The following is a 15,461-nucleotide window of genomic DNA, read 5'->3' as shown; positions in this document are numbered from 1 at the left end:
ACCCACTAAAACACGATCTTATATCGCCTCTCAGGAGGTCGTTTACTTTTACCAATTCAACCGATTAATGGAGGACTTATGACCATTGATTACTCAGAACTATGTCCAGAGACTCAGCAACAAGTAGCACAACTGATGGAACAAGAAAACCATATTGAGTCTTCTGGAGACAACGCTGTGACTGATATTCGGTCTGGCTCAGGAATGAAAATTCATGTCTCAGAAATACAACCGGACTCAATCATTGAAGTTAATGGAATTACCGGACAAGTACAGCACTTGATTGAGGCTGGTCTTGTCGATGAATCCATTCTAAACGGCTCATATAGTGATATTGAGACAAGCGCACAGGCTGGCTCAGACAAGTCCGAGGATGTCTCATATTCACAAGCGGATGTCCTAGAGACTGCTAACCAGATCGAAGAAGTCATTGGTGCTGCTGATACCTTTGAGTCAGTAACCGCTGTGTTAGCTGGTGAAGAACTTAGCCCTGATGTACTGCAAGAACTGAGTGAGACTTACGTAGTGTCACTAGAACGAGCAGCAAGAGAAGTGCAGCAACTAACTGAGCAACTCTATGATGACTTTGCGGTATACGCAGAGGAAGAACTTGGTGTGTCTGATGTTGACCACTTCTCTGATTGGGTAGCGTATGCGGTGAACCAAGACACCAAGGTAAAGCAGTTGTACCAGCAGGCTGTAACAGGTGCGCTTAGCGGTGACTTTGAGTTATCACAGGACTTGGTTCAGGAGTACCGGAAGTACTATCAAATGTATTAAGTGTTGTTGAATATTTGTTCAGTCAGTCCAGTTGATGAAAAAAATATTTGAGCAGGATTAAGTCTGAAGTCTGGGTCACCTTGCGGGTCACTTTTTGGGTCATGAAATGCTGATAATCCCATGAAGTAAGGGTTGTAGGGTGGTGTTAATGGCACTGTCATGGGGTGTCAGGGGTCGGAGGTTCAAATCCTCTCACACCGACCAACTTATTCCACCCCATTCAATAGCTTACGCTACTTTTTAATACTTTCCTATTTTCAAGTGTACCCTTTCCGTACCCTTATACAGTGCAACGTTAATCAAGCCTTTGCCCCAATAATATTAGAATATATAAAACCATTAACAGATAGTCGGTTGAAATTGCAGGCTTACTGAAATACGGTTCCAACTGTTTATTTGAAGTATGACTGACGTCAATTCTATCAATCCTTGTTTCCCAAACACATTTTCTACAGTGCTATAAAGCTCCTCAGTGATGGGCGAGGAGTGAATGAGCGTTAATGCCTCTGTCCACGCAAGGGCAACGCGCTCTTTGTTATTAAAACAATCCAGTTCTTTCCACGCTGAGAGCACATCGAGCCTTGCCTGATCTTCATTAGATTTTCTCGCTTCGTCGGCATGCATATGTTGGCAGAAGCCGCATTGATTAATTTGTGACGCGCGCAGCCTGACTAAGTGTAATAGTTTATGGCTTAGAGCGCTTTCGGCGGAAGGTTTAACCAAACCTTGTAGATGTTCAAGAATGTGAGGGTAGTCAGAGTAAAATTCAGATTGTTTTATGCGAGTATTCATAGTGCTCTCCTTTAAATTTCGAAGAACTATAAACGTTTGGAGTTTTATCTAATTGTAAATTTGCGACAACTTTCGCGTTCTATATTGATGAGGTGTTTCTAATGCGAAGGTGCGAAAGGCATGTGTAAAGTGAGCTTGATCGAAATAACCACATGCTAAAGCAATTTCGCTTAGTTGGCTGGTGCCAATACCGAGCATAGTTCGAGCCCGGCGTATTTGTGCAAACTGGTATAGTTTGTTTGGCGAAAAACCAAAGTTCGCACTAAATTGGCGTTCAATCGTTCTTCTACTTACACCGTATTGGTTGGCAAGACTCTGCGAGGGTACTAGTAAGTCTATTGACTGATAAAGCATACGCTCCCATTTCTGCAAGCGAGTATCACTGTTTTCAATGATATGTGCTAGCCAGTTTTGTATGGCTGAACACTGGTTATCTATAGTTTCTCCTACTAGATATTCTTGTAAGCTTAAATAAGATTCGAGCTCTTTTGCTAAAACTTCAGCGAACTCGATTTGCAAGTTTTTACTATCGTCGAGTTTAAATCCGAACAGACGTTTTAACGCGCCGGGTTTAAACCTTATGCTGATTTGCCTGCCGGACAGTTTCCAAGGCATGGCACAAACTTCGGTGTGGTAAAACAGTTTTGCTTCACAGCTAGTTTGGTCGATATAGAAAGTCAGGCTAGCACCCGCATCGGGGTAAAATTTTTCATTCAGAATAGAGGGCGAGCCTTTGGGAAGATCGACAATCCAGATGCATTGCACAAACCTGGTAATGGCGTTTATTGGCGTTACGAATGCGATATCAATCTGCTTAAAACTTGCAGCAGGGATGATATTTTTCATGGTAGAAGCGTTCATAAAGGCCTTAAAATAGCACCGGTCACTTTGCATTGCTTACCATCTTACCGGTGTTTAATTTTACATTAAACTAAAAAGCATTAGCATAACATTACTTTCTCAAAAACTCCCAAACAGACTCTGAAACCAATTCTGCACATTCAATCTGCGGGTAATGCCCTATATCAACAAGTTCAACTACGTCAGCATTGGGTATAAGTTCCCTATATCTTTCTACCATATGCGCACCAGAAATTGGGTCTGCCATGCCTGCGGTTAGTCGAACCGGCACGTCGGCATTTTGAAGTGCGCCTACCCAACGCTCTCTGTATTGCTTGCGCTGTTTCATATAGTCCAAAAGCAAGTGCATGTATTTGTGGCCATTGTTTTCAGTTATAAGGGACCAAAAATCATTAATGTCTTGGTCTGAAGGGGGGGTATTTGGGCCAAAGATATTGTGCATGCTTTTTCGAATGGCGTTTTTGTTTAAAAAAGGAATAAGCAGCCCGCCAATAGAGGAAAGTAATAGCTTTTGAATAAGCAATGCTTGATGGGTTTCAGGAAAAAGGCCGCCATTTAGCAAATGCAGCGACTCCATACGAAACACGAGGTTGCCCTCTAACTGACGGGCCATTAACTCCTGCGCAACGGTATCACCGTAATCGTGAGATAGAACGTGAGCATGCGTAATTTGAAGATGTTTCATTACTGCTTCTATCACCGCTGCTTGTTCTTTTACTTTGTATTTTTTTGGGGCTTTGGTGCTAAAACCAAACCCCAACATATCGAGTGTTACGCAGTGAAATTTCTTTGTAAGTGCAGGCCATAACTTAACCCAGTCGAAACTCGCAGTAGGGTACCCATGAATTAACAACAGCACAGGCCCTTTGCCTTGGGTAGTGTAGAAAATTTGCTGATCATTTACGTTTAGAAATTGGCCTGAGCTACGCCATTGTGAAAGTTGCATCACGAAAAGCCTTATTTAATTTTTTTACTCAGCTTGCCCATTGTGAAGCTTTAGGTCTGTCGTAAGCGCGACATTTAAACTATGTCGCGCTTGTCAGTAAGTGAAGGTGAAAATTGGTGGGAGAAAGGTTAGCGCAGTACTAACTCTCAATGGGTATACACACTCTTACCGTGGTTCCTTCACCAGGCGACGATACCAAATCAATCTCACCATTAAATTTCTGTCGAACAAGATTGTATAAAATATTTAGGCCTAAACCCGTGCCACCTTTATCGCGGGCCGTTGTATAAAAAGGTTCAAACACTTTTTTATGAAGTTCTGCAGGAATGCCTTTACCGTTGTCTTGAACGCTTATTACAATACCTTTTTCATTTTTGCCGCAGGTTACGGCAACTTTATTCACTTCATTATTTACTGATGGGCCAAAGGCGTGACGCTGAGCGTTCGATATTAAATTCGTTAATAGTTGAGCAATAATGCCCGGACATGTCGTGATAACTAAATCAGAGGGCACATCAATGCTAAGCTCGATTTGCTCTTTGCGAAGCATAGGCTTCAATGGATTACAAACCCTAGGGATATATTCATCTAGCGTGATTTCTTCAATTTCTAGTGAGGTTTGGTCCGCAGAGGTTCGCTTAAAATCTTGTACTAAGTTTGCGGCCCGCATTAAGCTGGCTTCCGCTAGTGATAAACCCTCAGAACATATCTCTTCAAAGTCTTTAAAACCCTCTTCTGTTAACTCGCCATTCTCGAAATCTTGATAAATACTTTTGAGCTCTTCCTTGCAGTTACTTACCGAGGTCAGTGCAATGCCCAATGGCGTATTAACTTCGTGAGCAATACCTGCTACCAAGTTGCCTAAGGCTGCCATTTTTTCTGATTCAACAAGCTTTTCTTGGGCAGCCTCAAGTTCGGCAGTGCGATCTATGACTTTTTGTTCAAGATTCTGGTTTGCTTCTATAAGCTGTTGCTCATAATCAGCACGCTCGTTAGCACTTACCGCACGCCCGTAAAGATCGGCAAGCGATGCAGCAAAAACCATTTCATCGTCAAGCCATTGTCGAGCCTTGCCCTGGTGCTCACAACATATTATCCCAATCATCTTTCCGCGGTGGCGAATAGGCACATCCAGCATAGAGCTTATACCCAGAGGCGTTAAATACACTTCAGCAAACTCAAAAGTTGCAACATCGGTTATCGCATCGTGGGCAGCAATTGTTCTACCTGAGTCGAGCGCTTCAAAATAGTGGGGAAAATCCTTTCGGGTTAGCACTAAGCTCTCGTTATCGAGATCGTTTCCTTTGTCTATAAGTAGTGTGCATTGCACTAGCGTTTGGTTTTCGTCATATAACCAAATGCCTGCCCGAGTAATTTCCAAGCCTTCGCACATAGAGTTGATAATAAGTCTTGAAGCAACATCCAGTTCGCCTTTATCAATGTCAGGGCTTTGGCTAACGCGCAGTAAAATTAACTCTAACTTCTCTTTCATTCATCTTCGTCCGGTTCTGTTGCACGGATTTCTAATATTCTGTCGAAGTGCTCTAGCATTACATGGGTAATTAACGGGTCGAATTGTTTACCTGCATTCTCCTGAAGATAAGCTTTAACCTCATCAACGCTCCATGCAGGTTTGTAGCATCGTTTGGATAGAAGGGCGTCGACAACGTCAACAATCGCCATAATACGGCCTTCCACTGGTATATTGTCGCCAGCCAAGCCGTCAGGGTAGCCTTTACCGTCCCAGCGTTCGTGGTGCGTTTTGGCAATAATTGCGCCCATTTTGGCGACAATCCGGTCAGAATCTGCAAGTAGTTCGTAACCTTTTTGAGCGTGGGTTTTCATAATTTCCCACTCATCGGGGTCGAGTTTCCCAGGTTTATGCAATATGGTTTCGGGTATGCTAATTTTACCTACATCATGAAGGGCTGCAGAGTAGCGGATGGTTTCAATAAACTCTTTGCTCATATGCAGCTTTTCAGCAAGAAACTCTGTCATTAGGATAACGCGTCTTACGTGCCCCCCGGTTTCTTTACTGCGCATTTCAATGGCATCGCTAAGCACCATGATCAGTTCTTTCTGCGTTTTTTGTATATCTTCTTTTTGTGTAAGGTTTTGGAAAATTACCGCCACGTTAGATGCAAACATTTCTAATGTCTTTCGTTGCATTTCATCTAGAGGCTGGTCGAGTTTAACGTATAAAATATTATGGCTGTTTTCACCAGTGGGGTAATAACCAATAAATACGTTGTCGCTTTGGAAGTGCGCTTTTTTGGCCAGAACGCTTTTAACTTGTTCTTCAATCGATTCGGGAATACGGGTGGAAATACCAGGTTCACACAGTCCAACAAGGTCTCCGCTTGCACCCAAAACTGTCATGCTGGTGTCGCCATATAAATCGGTGTGCTGTGTTGAAAGGTAAAGCACTGAGTTGTTTAAATTAAGAAGGGTGAGCGTTTGTTTCAGAACAGCGGTACCAAATTGCGCTAGTGACTGACTTGCTAAAACAGAGGAGGATGATTTCAGTACATCTTCCATACCCCGTTTGCCTTTTTCGATAGTTTGTATATCGCGATAAGAGCGAATCGCCGTATAAACGCATGATTTTAACTTTAGCGAGGAGAGTTCTGTCTTGGCTTTATAGTCATTAATGTCATAACGTCTGATAACATCCTCTTCAGGGGCTTGCCCTGGCTGGCCTGTTCGCAATATTAATCGAGTGACGTGATTTTTGAGATCGTTGCGAATAGCATCTACTAGCTTTAAGCCGGCATCGTCGGTTTCCATTACTACATCAACAAACGCAAGTGCGATATCAGGATTAGCTTTCAAAAGCGCTAAGCCTTCTTCTCCACTGTGAGCTGATAAAAACTCTACACCACGCTTTTCAAAACTAAACTTGCGAAGCGTTAATTTGGTAACTTCGTGGACGCCTTCTTCATCATCGATAATGGCTATTTTCCATGGGGCTAAACGAGGGGTGTTTTGTTCAATTTTTGACTTTTTGAATAACGACATACACAGCGCTAAAAACAATTGTATGGTTTAAACGTAAGCCACAAAATACAATATCGCAAATTTTCGAGATAAGATTTGTTCTAAAGTTGAATGGTGTGGATTTGTTGACAAAACTCTGCTGTTGGATTAGCGAGATAGGGTTGAACCAATAAAGGTTTGTTGACATTGCCCGGCTGCGAACCAAGTTGATACCCGCAATAGATACCAACTTGGAGATATAGTTTAAATCACTAGAAGCAGGTTTAGTTGTCTTCAATAGGTGTATTTTCGGTAATAGGTACCGTGTTTACATCAGTGTCCAAGCTTTCTACTGCACTTTGTACGCCTGCAGCGTAGTCTGGATGAACTTTTTCTAACACAGCGTACCAGCGTTTTTTAACGCTATCAGAGCATGGGCCCATAGCTGCAGCATAGTTTTTATAAAGCCGTTCTTTTTGTTTATCAGAAAACATCTCGTACAGCTTACGCGGCTGCACATAATCGACATCAACATCATCTTGATGATATCTGTCGGCATCACCATCAATACGAAGTGGTGGCTCTTTTACGGAAAAGTCTGCGACTGGGCCTTCATGTTGGTTTGGCTCATAATAAGCGTCTGGGTTACCGAAATCATTGGTAAAGAAGCGCATAGCGCCGTCTTTATGATAGTGGTTTACTTTGCTATTTTTGGGCGCATTAGCAGGTAGTGCTTCATAGTGCGTGCCCAAGCGGTAGCGGTGTGCGTCGGCATACGAAAAAATACGTGCTTGAAGCATTTTGTCGGGACTAAAGCCAATGCCCGGCACAACATTCGAAGGGCTGAATGCCGCGTTCTCAATCATCTGGAAATAGTTTTCCGGGTTTTTGTTCATTTCTAACTCGCCGACTTCTATCAGCGGATAATCGTCGTGCGGCCAAACCTTGGTTAGGTCAAAAGGGTTATAGCTTTGCTGTCCGGCTTCCTCTTCTGGCATAGCCTGAATGTACATCTTCCATTTAGGAAAGTTACCTTCTTCTATGGCGTTGTACAGCTCTTCCTGATATTTCTCACGGGTACTACCAATGATCTTTTCAGAGGTCTCATTGGTGTAATTTTTAATGCCTTGTTGAGTTTTAAAATGAAATTTCACCCAGTGACGTTTGCCTTCTTTATTCCACATGCTAAAGGTGTGGCTGCCATAGCCATTCATGTGCATTGGCGACACTGGAATGCCGCGATCAGACATTAAAATAGTGACTTGATGAACGCTTTCTGGCTGTGCGGCCCAAAAGTCGAACATAGCTTCCGGCGAGCGTAGATTTGTTTTCGGGTGACGTTTTTGCGTGCGGATAAAGTCAGGGAATTTGTATCCATCGCGAATGAAGAAGATAGGGGTGTTGTTACCTACCATGTCCCAGTTGCCTTGCTCAGTGTAAAACTTCAGGCTAAAGCCGCGTACATCACGTTCGGTATCAGCTGCACCAGACTCGCCCGCTACCGTAGACCAGCGGCTAAGTACTTCTGTTTGCTTACCAACTTCTGAAAATAAATCGGCGCAAGTGTAATCGGTAATGTCGTGAGTGACCGTAAATGTGCCTTGTGCTCCCCAGCCTTTGGCGTGTACCACGCGCTCTGGAATTCGTTCACGATTCTGGTGGGCTAACTTTTCAATGAGTTGATAATCTTGTAAGAGTGCGGGGCCGCGCTCTCCTGCGGTTTTTGTGGTCTCATTACTTACTACAGGGGCACCTGCCGAGGTGGTTAACTGCGGTTTCTTAGCCATTTTAAAACTCCTTTCACATGCTTCTTTTAAAAGCCAAACTTCCATAAACACCATGCGCGTCTGACTCATGACTTGCAGTTGCTACGGGTTGCTGACCGAAAGGGTTTATAAACTTCTATATATATCTATAAAAACAAACAATCCTAATTCGTTGATAAGTCTATTGAAGCGAGCACTACTCCTGTTTACTCTATTTTAACATTTCGAGAGCTATTTAATGTGTTAAGGAAGTTCATGAATTTTGCAGAGTTTGCAGCATCAAGAAAAAGCGTTCGCGGGTTTACAAAGCAACCAGTTACCAAAGAAACGGTAGATAAAATAATTAATGCGGCCAAATGGGCGCCTTCTTCATATAACACGCAAACATGGAAAATACACGCAGTAACAGGCGACGTGTTAGACAAGATTCGCGAGGGCAACACCAAAAACACATTGGAGGGTAAGCCTCACGTTCGAGACTTTCCTTATAAAGAGGACTACGAGGGTATTCATCGTCAGCGTCAAATTGATGTAGCTATACAATTATTCGATGTAATGGGCATAGCCCGTGAAGACAAAGAAAAGCGTATGGATTGGATGATGCGAGGCTTTAGGCAATTTGATGCGCCGGTATCTCTTGTGCTTACTTACGACAAGTCTTTAGAGCCTGCGGGCATAACACAGTTTGGCTTGGGTTCTTTGGCCTACGGTATTGTTCTCGCAGCGTGGGATTTAGGGCTTGGTTGCGTAATAAATGGGCAGGGCATAATGCAGTCAGAAGTGGTACATAAGTACGCTAACATCCCTGATGATGAAGCCATTATGATTTGTATAGCACTAGGCTATCCAGACCCTGATTTTCCAGCAAACGACGTTCGATCGACCCGCGCCGATAACGAAGAGTTTGTGACGTATCACGGGTTTTAAACAATGAATTTTTCAAATTGATGGTTTTTCAAACGGCTTTTTATTTTTAATGTAAGTCGCTAAAGCGCAAAGAACAGTGATTGAAGCAAAGTGTGGCAAAGCCTTATAAAGCGTAAGATTGCGATGCGATAAGTGCTTCAATCTGTTTTTCGGGAACAGGTTTACTCCAATAGAAACCTTGCCCAACGTCACATCCCATTTCCTCTAACTTTCTGAGCGCTGCTTCATGTTCAATTCCTTCTGCAACAGTCACCATTCCCAAACTTTCCGCGATATTGATGATTGCTGAAACCAATGGAACATCGTCCTCGTCAAGACCTAATGTGTTAATAAAAATTCGGTCTATTTTAAGCTTGTGCGCATTGAATTTACGAAGGTAATTTAAATTGGAATAACCCGTGCCAAAGTCGTCGATAGCAAATTGAACACCAAGATTTTTTATTTTCTCAAGCTGCTCAGGAATACTTCCGTTTTCGTCAGCGAGAATTGATTCAGTAAGCTCAAGTTCTAAAAATTCGGGATTAAGTTGTGTTAAATCTAGTGCGCGCTTTACAATGCTGGGAAGGGTTCCGTCTTTAAACTGTGCGAATGACAAGTTAACGGCAACCGATATTTCACTGTGTCCATTGCGATGCAGTTTAGCGCAGAAAAGGCATGCTTGAATTAGCACCCATTCACCTAATGGGTTGATGAGCCCGCTACTTTCTGCCAATGGAATAAACTTATCGGGAAACACTAGTGACCCATCTTCTTGTGGCCAGCGCACTAATGCTTCAATCGAACAAATCTGGCCAGACTTTAAATCAATCAGGGGCTGGTAATACACTTCAAATTGGTTGGCAAGAACAGCAGGTCGTAGCCGCTGAATCAGCGAAAACTTTTCATCGCTTTCTTCGTCAAACTTCACATCGTAAAATTCAAAGCGGTTTCTACCATTTCGCTTGGCCTCATACATGGCTACATCTGCTTTTCTACATAGCTGTTTGAACTTGGCTCCGTCCTTTGGTGCTACTGCTACGCCAATTGAGGCTGAAACCACTATGTTAGTTTGAAATACTTCAAACTCAGAAGAGCACCACTCAATTAAACGCTCGCACAAGGTTTCTATGTGCTTGCGGTCAGTAATGTTTGCGGCAAGCACAATAAACTCGTCACCACCGAATCGAATAAGACATTCATCGTCAGAAAGCTTCTCATTTATTAATTGAGAAATATGCTGTAAGAAACGGTCTCCAGCGGAGTGACCTAGCGCATCATTTACAGGTTTGAAATTATCTAAGTCGATAAAAGCTAGCGCCAAATGCAATCCATTAGCTTCGCTTTGCGTTAGTTTTTCGTTAAATAAGCGTTCTCCCAAGAGCCTATTGGGTAAGTTTGTCAGTGGGTCATGGTGAGCTAAGTACTGGATATGCTCTCTATTTTTCTTAACCTTTGTGTATTCAAGTTGCAGTGATGTCATAAGCCGACGAATATCCTGCACAAGTATGAACACACAGAACCCTGTGATCACAAAAATGATCATAATAAAAGTTAAATGAGACCACGTTAATTTAGGCGTATTGGGCGTAATGACGCCTTTCATAACGAACCATGTAAGAATAATACATTGCACTAATACGAGAGATAACACCGTGCCAAAGAGCCCAATGCCGCCGAGTAGAGCCGCAAAAATGATAATGGCTGGATAGCCAAGCATAGCGATATCGAAAGTGCCTGCACCTGTTGCTGATAGGGCAAACAGCATAGACGACAGTGCGACTAAAAGTAGGTAACTGCTGGCGACAACAAAATGTTTGTAAGCGAGTATTGCCGCAGTAAACATTGCTGCTAACGCTACGAGCATTATATCGAAGGTGATGTCTCTAGCAGCGAATAATGAGATAAACAGCCCAAAGCATGTCACTGTACTTATTTGAGTAACGCGATGCCTTCTAATTGTTATCAGGTCATCTGTGTCTAAAGATGGGGAAAGTATTTTGCCAGCCTTCATTCGCTAAGTTTTTGAAGTAAGTGAATGTCAACTTTAAACTTAACCTTATAAAAAGCAAGTGTATATAAGTCTATGTATTACGATGTAAATTAGAGCGAATAATGTATGGAGTTAAAGAAAGACAGTAAAACGCTCTGTTTTACTGTCTAAATCGGGGGGCTACCTCTCGTCAGACGGCGCGTAGCGCTCCAACCAGTGTGCGTATGGCGCGGGCATTACCCAAGACGGTTTCTCAACGCCAAGCTGTTTTGCAGCAAAGTAAGTCCAATGTGGGTTGGTAAGGTGCATTCTGCCTACCATTACTACATCGAGCTGTTCATTTTTAACGGTATCGTTTGCAAGTTCCGGTGTATCTACACCCCAAGCGGTAGCTACGGGAATACCAGCTTCATCGCGAACGCGTTCAGCAATAGGTGCTAGGAAAGCGGGTCCCCATGGGATGTTCGCATCGGGCGTATTGAAACCTACGCTAACACTTACAAAGTCAGCGCCAATTTCTTTGAACTGCTTTATAAGCTCAATAGATTCGTTAAGCGTCTGTTCGTCGTTACCATCGTACTCAATAACGCCAAAGCGAATAGTAAGCGGGAGATTTTCAGGCCACACTGCTCGCACTGCATTGAGTGTTTCTAACAAAAAGCGACCGCGGCCTTGGGCGTCGCCACCGTATTCGTCGGTGCGCTTGTTGGCGTGTCTCGAGAAAAAGCTTTGAGCTAGATAACCGTGAGCAAAGTGAAGTTCAAGCCATTCATAGCCAGCTTCAAGGGCTCGCTCTGCGCCTTTAACGAAGTCAGCTTTAACACGTTCAATATCGGCTTTAGACATTTCCGTTGGGGTAACAGGTAAATGTGCACCAAATGCTTCAGCAGAAGGGCCTATAGGCTGCCAGCCGTTTTCTTCGGTAGGCTGGATATGATCATCGCCTTCCCAAGGGCGGTTAGCACTGGCTTTGCGACCGGCATGAGCTATTTGAATACCTGCTACAGCGCCTTGGCTTTTTATGCGATCAGCGATGTTTTTCAATCCGTCTACGTGTTCGTCTTTCCAAATGCCAAGGCAGTTTGGCGTAATTCGACCCTCTGGTGAAACGGCAGTGGCTTCAACAATGACAAGTCCTGCACCACCTCGTGCAAATGATTGGTAGTTAGCTTCATGCCACTGATTAGTAAAACCGTCTTCGGCCGAGTACTGACACATAGGGGGCACGGCAATACGATTGCGAAGGGTCACGTCTTTCAAAGAAAATTGTTCAAATAAAGCAGTCATATTTCTCTCTTTCAACATTGAGAATAGCTAGCACCCAACCTAACATTGGGTGCTATTATTTTTAGGCATGTGCGCTTCTGGTCACATGAGGGATTGGGCTTATGCCGCTAACGTAAGAATCTCGCGCGCCTTAGCAAGGTCGATGTCGCCATGCTCACCCAATGCGGTAAGGCCATTTCTCTCTAGGTTGGCGATAAGCCCATCAATTGCAGACTTTTCTATGTCATAGTCTGATAGTCGGGTTTTCACCTGCATGGTTTCAAAAAAGTCCTGCACGGCTTTAATGGTCAAGTCGATAGCCTTTTCTTTGTCATCTTCTTGAATACCGAAGACGCGCTCGCCTAGCTGCAGTATTTTTTCCTGCTTCTTGTCGCGCTGCACGAACATCAACGATGGCAAAACAATGGCTAAAGTTGCAGCGTGATCTAAGCCATGTAGTGCTGTTAGTTCGTGACCAATCATGTGAGTACCCCAGTCTTGTGGTACACCTTTACCGATTAAACCGTTAAGCGCCATAGTTGCTGACCACATTACATTTGCACGAACGTCGTAGTCTTCAGGTGTTGCGAGGGCTTTAGGTCCTTCTTGAATTAGGGTTTGCAAAATACCTTCTGCAAAACGGTCTTGAAGCGGCGCATTTACTGGGTAAGTTAGGTACTGCTCAATGACATGTACGAATGCATCGACCACACCATTAGAAACCTGACGAGGCGGTAGTGAATACGTGAACTCAGGGTCGAGCACAGCAAATACAGGCTGTACTGTTTCCGATGAAAACGCGCGTTTCTGTGACGTCTCTTTTCTGTTTACTACCGAGTTGCCGTTACTCTCAGAGCCTGTTGCTGGCAATGTAAGCACTGCGCCAATAGGTAGCGGGTTTTCAAACGCGGCGCCTTTAACAAGTATGTCCCACGGATCGCCTTCAAAGTTAGCGGCTGCAGCAACAAACTTAGCGCCGTCGATAACACTTCCGCCGCCCACAGCAAGAATAAAGTTCACACTGTTTTCGCGAGCTACACTCACCGCTTTCATAAGCGTTTCAAATTCTGGGTTGGGTTCAACGCCCTGAAACTCAATAACTTCTGCGCCTTCTAGCGCGGTATTTACTTTGTCGTAAATACCATTTTTCTTAATTGAACCGCCGCCGTATAGAAAGAGGACTTTTGCTTGTTCTGGCAAACGTGAAGACACTTCACTTAGTTGACCTTTGCCGAATAAGATTTCGGTTTGATTTTTAAATGTAAAATTAAGCATTTCGTTGCCTGTCCTTAATTAGATTGTGAGTTTAGCTGCTGTAAAAGTTTTTCAGCCAGCAGTTCATCGGAAAATGGGTTTTGGCCTGTAATCAGTTCACGGTCTACTACTACATTAGGCGCCCACATCTCTTTGTATTCCAAGTTTCCACCCGCTTGCGCCATTGCGTCAGCTGGGTAGTACAATAAAGCTGCATCATCTAAGGTGCTTTCAAAATATTCTTCTTCCGGTGTCGAGAAGATTGTCATTTTGTAGCCTTCATAAATCCAACTGTCAGATGTGGCTTGCTCACCGGATTTCAATGCCAGTTCGAATGCCTTTGGGTTAGATTGCCCAGAAAGTAGGGCGATTGGTCCATGGCAGATTGCAGCAGTGGGTTTTCCTTCATTATGAAAGTGGTACAAAATCTCGCCTACTTGAGGGTTGTTTGCTAAGTCGATAAGTGGCGCGTGCCCACCTGGAATGAATACACCCTCAAATTCATCAAGCCCTTGTGCAATAACTTCGCTTAGTGACAATGTGTCGTTAATACCATCTATCGACGCAACAAACGTTTGAATATCTCGCATTTGTGATTCGCTGCCATCAAAATATTGTGGAATAACAGACTTTTTATCTACTGCAGGCGCATTACCTTTTGGTGTGGCCAATACTAGCTTGTAGCCGGCATCTACCAATGCCTTTGCCGGCACGCCAAACTCGTTAAGGTAGTAACCTGTAGGCTCTGTTTTGCCCTTTGCCAACTGCATTACATTTTCGCTTGAAAGTAAAACAAGCACTTCGCCTTTACTTGCTTTTGATGAAAGAGCGTCTGCGGCATAAGCCGACTGTGATAACCCAGCGATAATGGCAAGTGATAGAATTGATGATGATTTTTTCATGTGCTTTTCCTGTCGCATTTGAAAGTGTATGCATCTTAGAGTTGTTGGTTTAAAAGCAGAAGTCAGATAAATTATGGTGAGTCATCATAAATCTGATGGGTGGAGAATTATGTCTTACCTAACACAGCTAAAAACCTTTGTAGAAGTTTATCGAAGCGGCAACATAACACGTGCAGCAGCGCGGCTTCATATGTCTCAGCCAGCAGTAACCTCACATATTCAGGCAATGGAACATATTGTCGGTAAAGAATTGTTTGTGCGAAAAGCGAGAGGCGTAGAGCCAACGGCGATTGCTGATGATTTAGCGCTACAGGTAGCTAGCCACATAGATACATTGGAACAAAAAGTAGCGTCTATCCGAAGCCGAGCATCAACGGATCACGGCACCTTACACCTAGCAGGGCCTGCGGAATATTTGAGTTTTGTTGCGGGCCCTGCGCTCGCAAACTTACTACAAGCTGACAAGGTAAATTTGGTTATTCATACGGGAAATAAAAATAACACCTATCAATTGTTGGAAGATGATATCGCTGAACTTGCCATCACCGCATCTGAGCCAACAGACGCTATGTATGAATATCAGATGTTAGATAAAGAGCGTTTGATATTGGTGATGAACCGAGTCCAAGGTAAATTACTTGCTGATAAAGAGATAACGGCGTCATTATTGAATCAGCACAAAGTTGTGAGCTATGACGAGCAACTACCGCTTATTCGCCGGTATTTCTCAGAAGTGTTCAATGCACCATGCGAGTCACCTGTAGCTGCAATATGTCCAGATATTCGTGCGATTAGCAGCATTATCAAAGCAGGGATAGGCTATTCGGTATTACCTGATTACCTTTGCAAAGAAGCGATTGCTAAAGGTGAGCTCGTCTCACTTGGAAAAAGTGGGCCTGAAAACGAGATTTACTTGGTATGGAAGAAAGGTGCGCTGCGACACCCTAGAGTAGACTTTGCAAAAGACGTTATAATGGCATTCGCAAATATTAACTATCTATCTGGCTATCCCGACTAGCTAT

General features: G+C 43.6%; 13 protein-coding genes. 3 read left to right on the top strand and 10 right to left on the bottom strand.

Annotated features, from left to right (window positions below):
• Positions 1-78 precede the first annotated feature (78 nt).
• Entirely contained in the window at positions 79-780 is a 702-nt protein-coding gene (locus tag ACXAFM_RS01650) for a hypothetical protein (RefSeq protein ID WP_474832955.1), read from the top strand.
• 339 nt (positions 781-1,119) lie between these two features.
• Here ACXAFM_RS01650 and ACXAFM_RS01645 read toward each other — a convergent pair whose 3' ends face one another.
• The 6 genes from ACXAFM_RS01645 to ACXAFM_RS01620 form a co-directional block, all read right to left on the bottom strand.
• Entirely contained in the window at positions 1,120-1,572 is a 453-nt protein-coding gene (locus ACXAFM_RS01645) for a carboxymuconolactone decarboxylase family protein (RefSeq protein ID WP_474832953.1), read from the bottom strand.
• Positions 1,573-1,620: 48 nt separating this feature from the next.
• Positions 1,621-2,433: a helix-turn-helix domain-containing protein gene (locus ACXAFM_RS01640; RefSeq protein WP_474832951.1), complete on the bottom strand. Its 813-nt coding sequence runs from the start codon at positions 2,431-2,433 to the stop codon at positions 1,621-1,623.
• Positions 2,434-2,524: 91 nt separating this feature from the next.
• On the bottom strand, positions 2,525-3,379 hold the full coding sequence (locus tag ACXAFM_RS01635) for an alpha/beta fold hydrolase (RefSeq protein WP_474835541.1): 855 nt from the start codon (positions 3,377-3,379) through the stop codon (positions 2,525-2,527).
• A gap of 139 nt (positions 3,380-3,518) precedes the next feature.
• The gene (locus ACXAFM_RS01630) at positions 3,519-4,871 is read right to left on the bottom strand and encodes a sensor histidine kinase (protein WP_474832948.1); all 1,353 of its coding nucleotides are present in this window, start codon (positions 4,869-4,871) and stop codon (positions 3,519-3,521) included.
• Positions 4,868-6,397 carry a DUF3369 domain-containing protein gene (locus ACXAFM_RS01625; RefSeq protein WP_474832946.1) on the bottom strand — a complete coding sequence of 510 codons (1,530 nt, stop codon included), beginning with the start codon at positions 6,395-6,397 and terminating at the stop codon, positions 4,868-4,870. Before ACXAFM_RS01625 ends, ACXAFM_RS01630 begins: the two co-directional genes overlap by 4 nt.
• 242 nt (positions 6,398-6,639) lie before the next feature.
• A complete protein-coding gene (locus ACXAFM_RS01620) occupies positions 6,640-8,142 on the bottom strand; it encodes a catalase (protein WP_474832944.1) in 1,503 nt (500 codons plus the stop codon).
• A gap of 234 nt (positions 8,143-8,376) precedes the next feature.
• Here ACXAFM_RS01620 and ACXAFM_RS01615 point away from each other — a divergent pair, with 234 nt between their 5' ends.
• A complete protein-coding gene (locus ACXAFM_RS01615; RefSeq protein ID WP_474832942.1) occupies positions 8,377-9,048 on the top strand; it encodes a nitroreductase in 672 nt (223 codons plus the stop codon).
• Positions 9,049-9,151: 103 nt separating this feature from the next.
• Here ACXAFM_RS01615 and ACXAFM_RS01610 read toward each other — a convergent pair whose 3' ends face one another.
• The 4 genes from ACXAFM_RS01610 to ACXAFM_RS01595 all read right to left on the bottom strand — a co-directional run bounded on the left by ACXAFM_RS01610 (position 9,152) and on the right by ACXAFM_RS01595 (position 14,439).
• Complete coding sequence (locus ACXAFM_RS01610; RefSeq protein WP_474832939.1) at positions 9,152-11,038, bottom strand: putative bifunctional diguanylate cyclase/phosphodiesterase; 1,887 nt, start codon at positions 11,036-11,038, stop codon at positions 9,152-9,154.
• A gap of 159 nt (positions 11,039-11,197) precedes the next feature.
• On the bottom strand, positions 11,198-12,304 hold the full coding sequence (locus tag ACXAFM_RS01605; RefSeq protein WP_474832936.1) for an NADH:flavin oxidoreductase/NADH oxidase: 1,107 nt from the start codon (positions 12,302-12,304) through the stop codon (positions 11,198-11,200).
• Between the two features lie 99 nt (positions 12,305-12,403).
• Positions 12,404-13,558 carry an iron-containing alcohol dehydrogenase gene (locus tag ACXAFM_RS01600; RefSeq protein WP_474832934.1) on the bottom strand — a complete coding sequence of 385 codons (1,155 nt, stop codon included), beginning with the start codon at positions 13,556-13,558 and terminating at the stop codon, positions 12,404-12,406.
• A 14-nt stretch (positions 13,559-13,572) separates the two neighbouring features.
• Entirely contained in the window at positions 13,573-14,439 is an 867-nt protein-coding gene (locus ACXAFM_RS01595; protein WP_474832932.1) for a type 1 glutamine amidotransferase domain-containing protein, read from the bottom strand.
• A 109-nt stretch (positions 14,440-14,548) separates the two neighbouring features.
• Here ACXAFM_RS01595 and ACXAFM_RS01590 point away from each other — a divergent pair, with 109 nt between their 5' ends.
• The gene (locus ACXAFM_RS01590) at positions 14,549-15,457 is read left to right on the top strand and encodes a LysR family transcriptional regulator (RefSeq protein WP_474832930.1); all 909 of its coding nucleotides are present in this window, start codon (positions 14,549-14,551) and stop codon (positions 15,455-15,457) included.
• The last annotated feature ends 4 nt before the right edge of the window (positions 15,458-15,461 follow it).

It is taken from the genome of Alteromonas sp. ABD4_190 (genome assembly GCF_056160105.1).
Note: the sequence above shows the minus strand (reverse complement) of the source record. Positions and strands in the feature narration are given on the sequence as shown.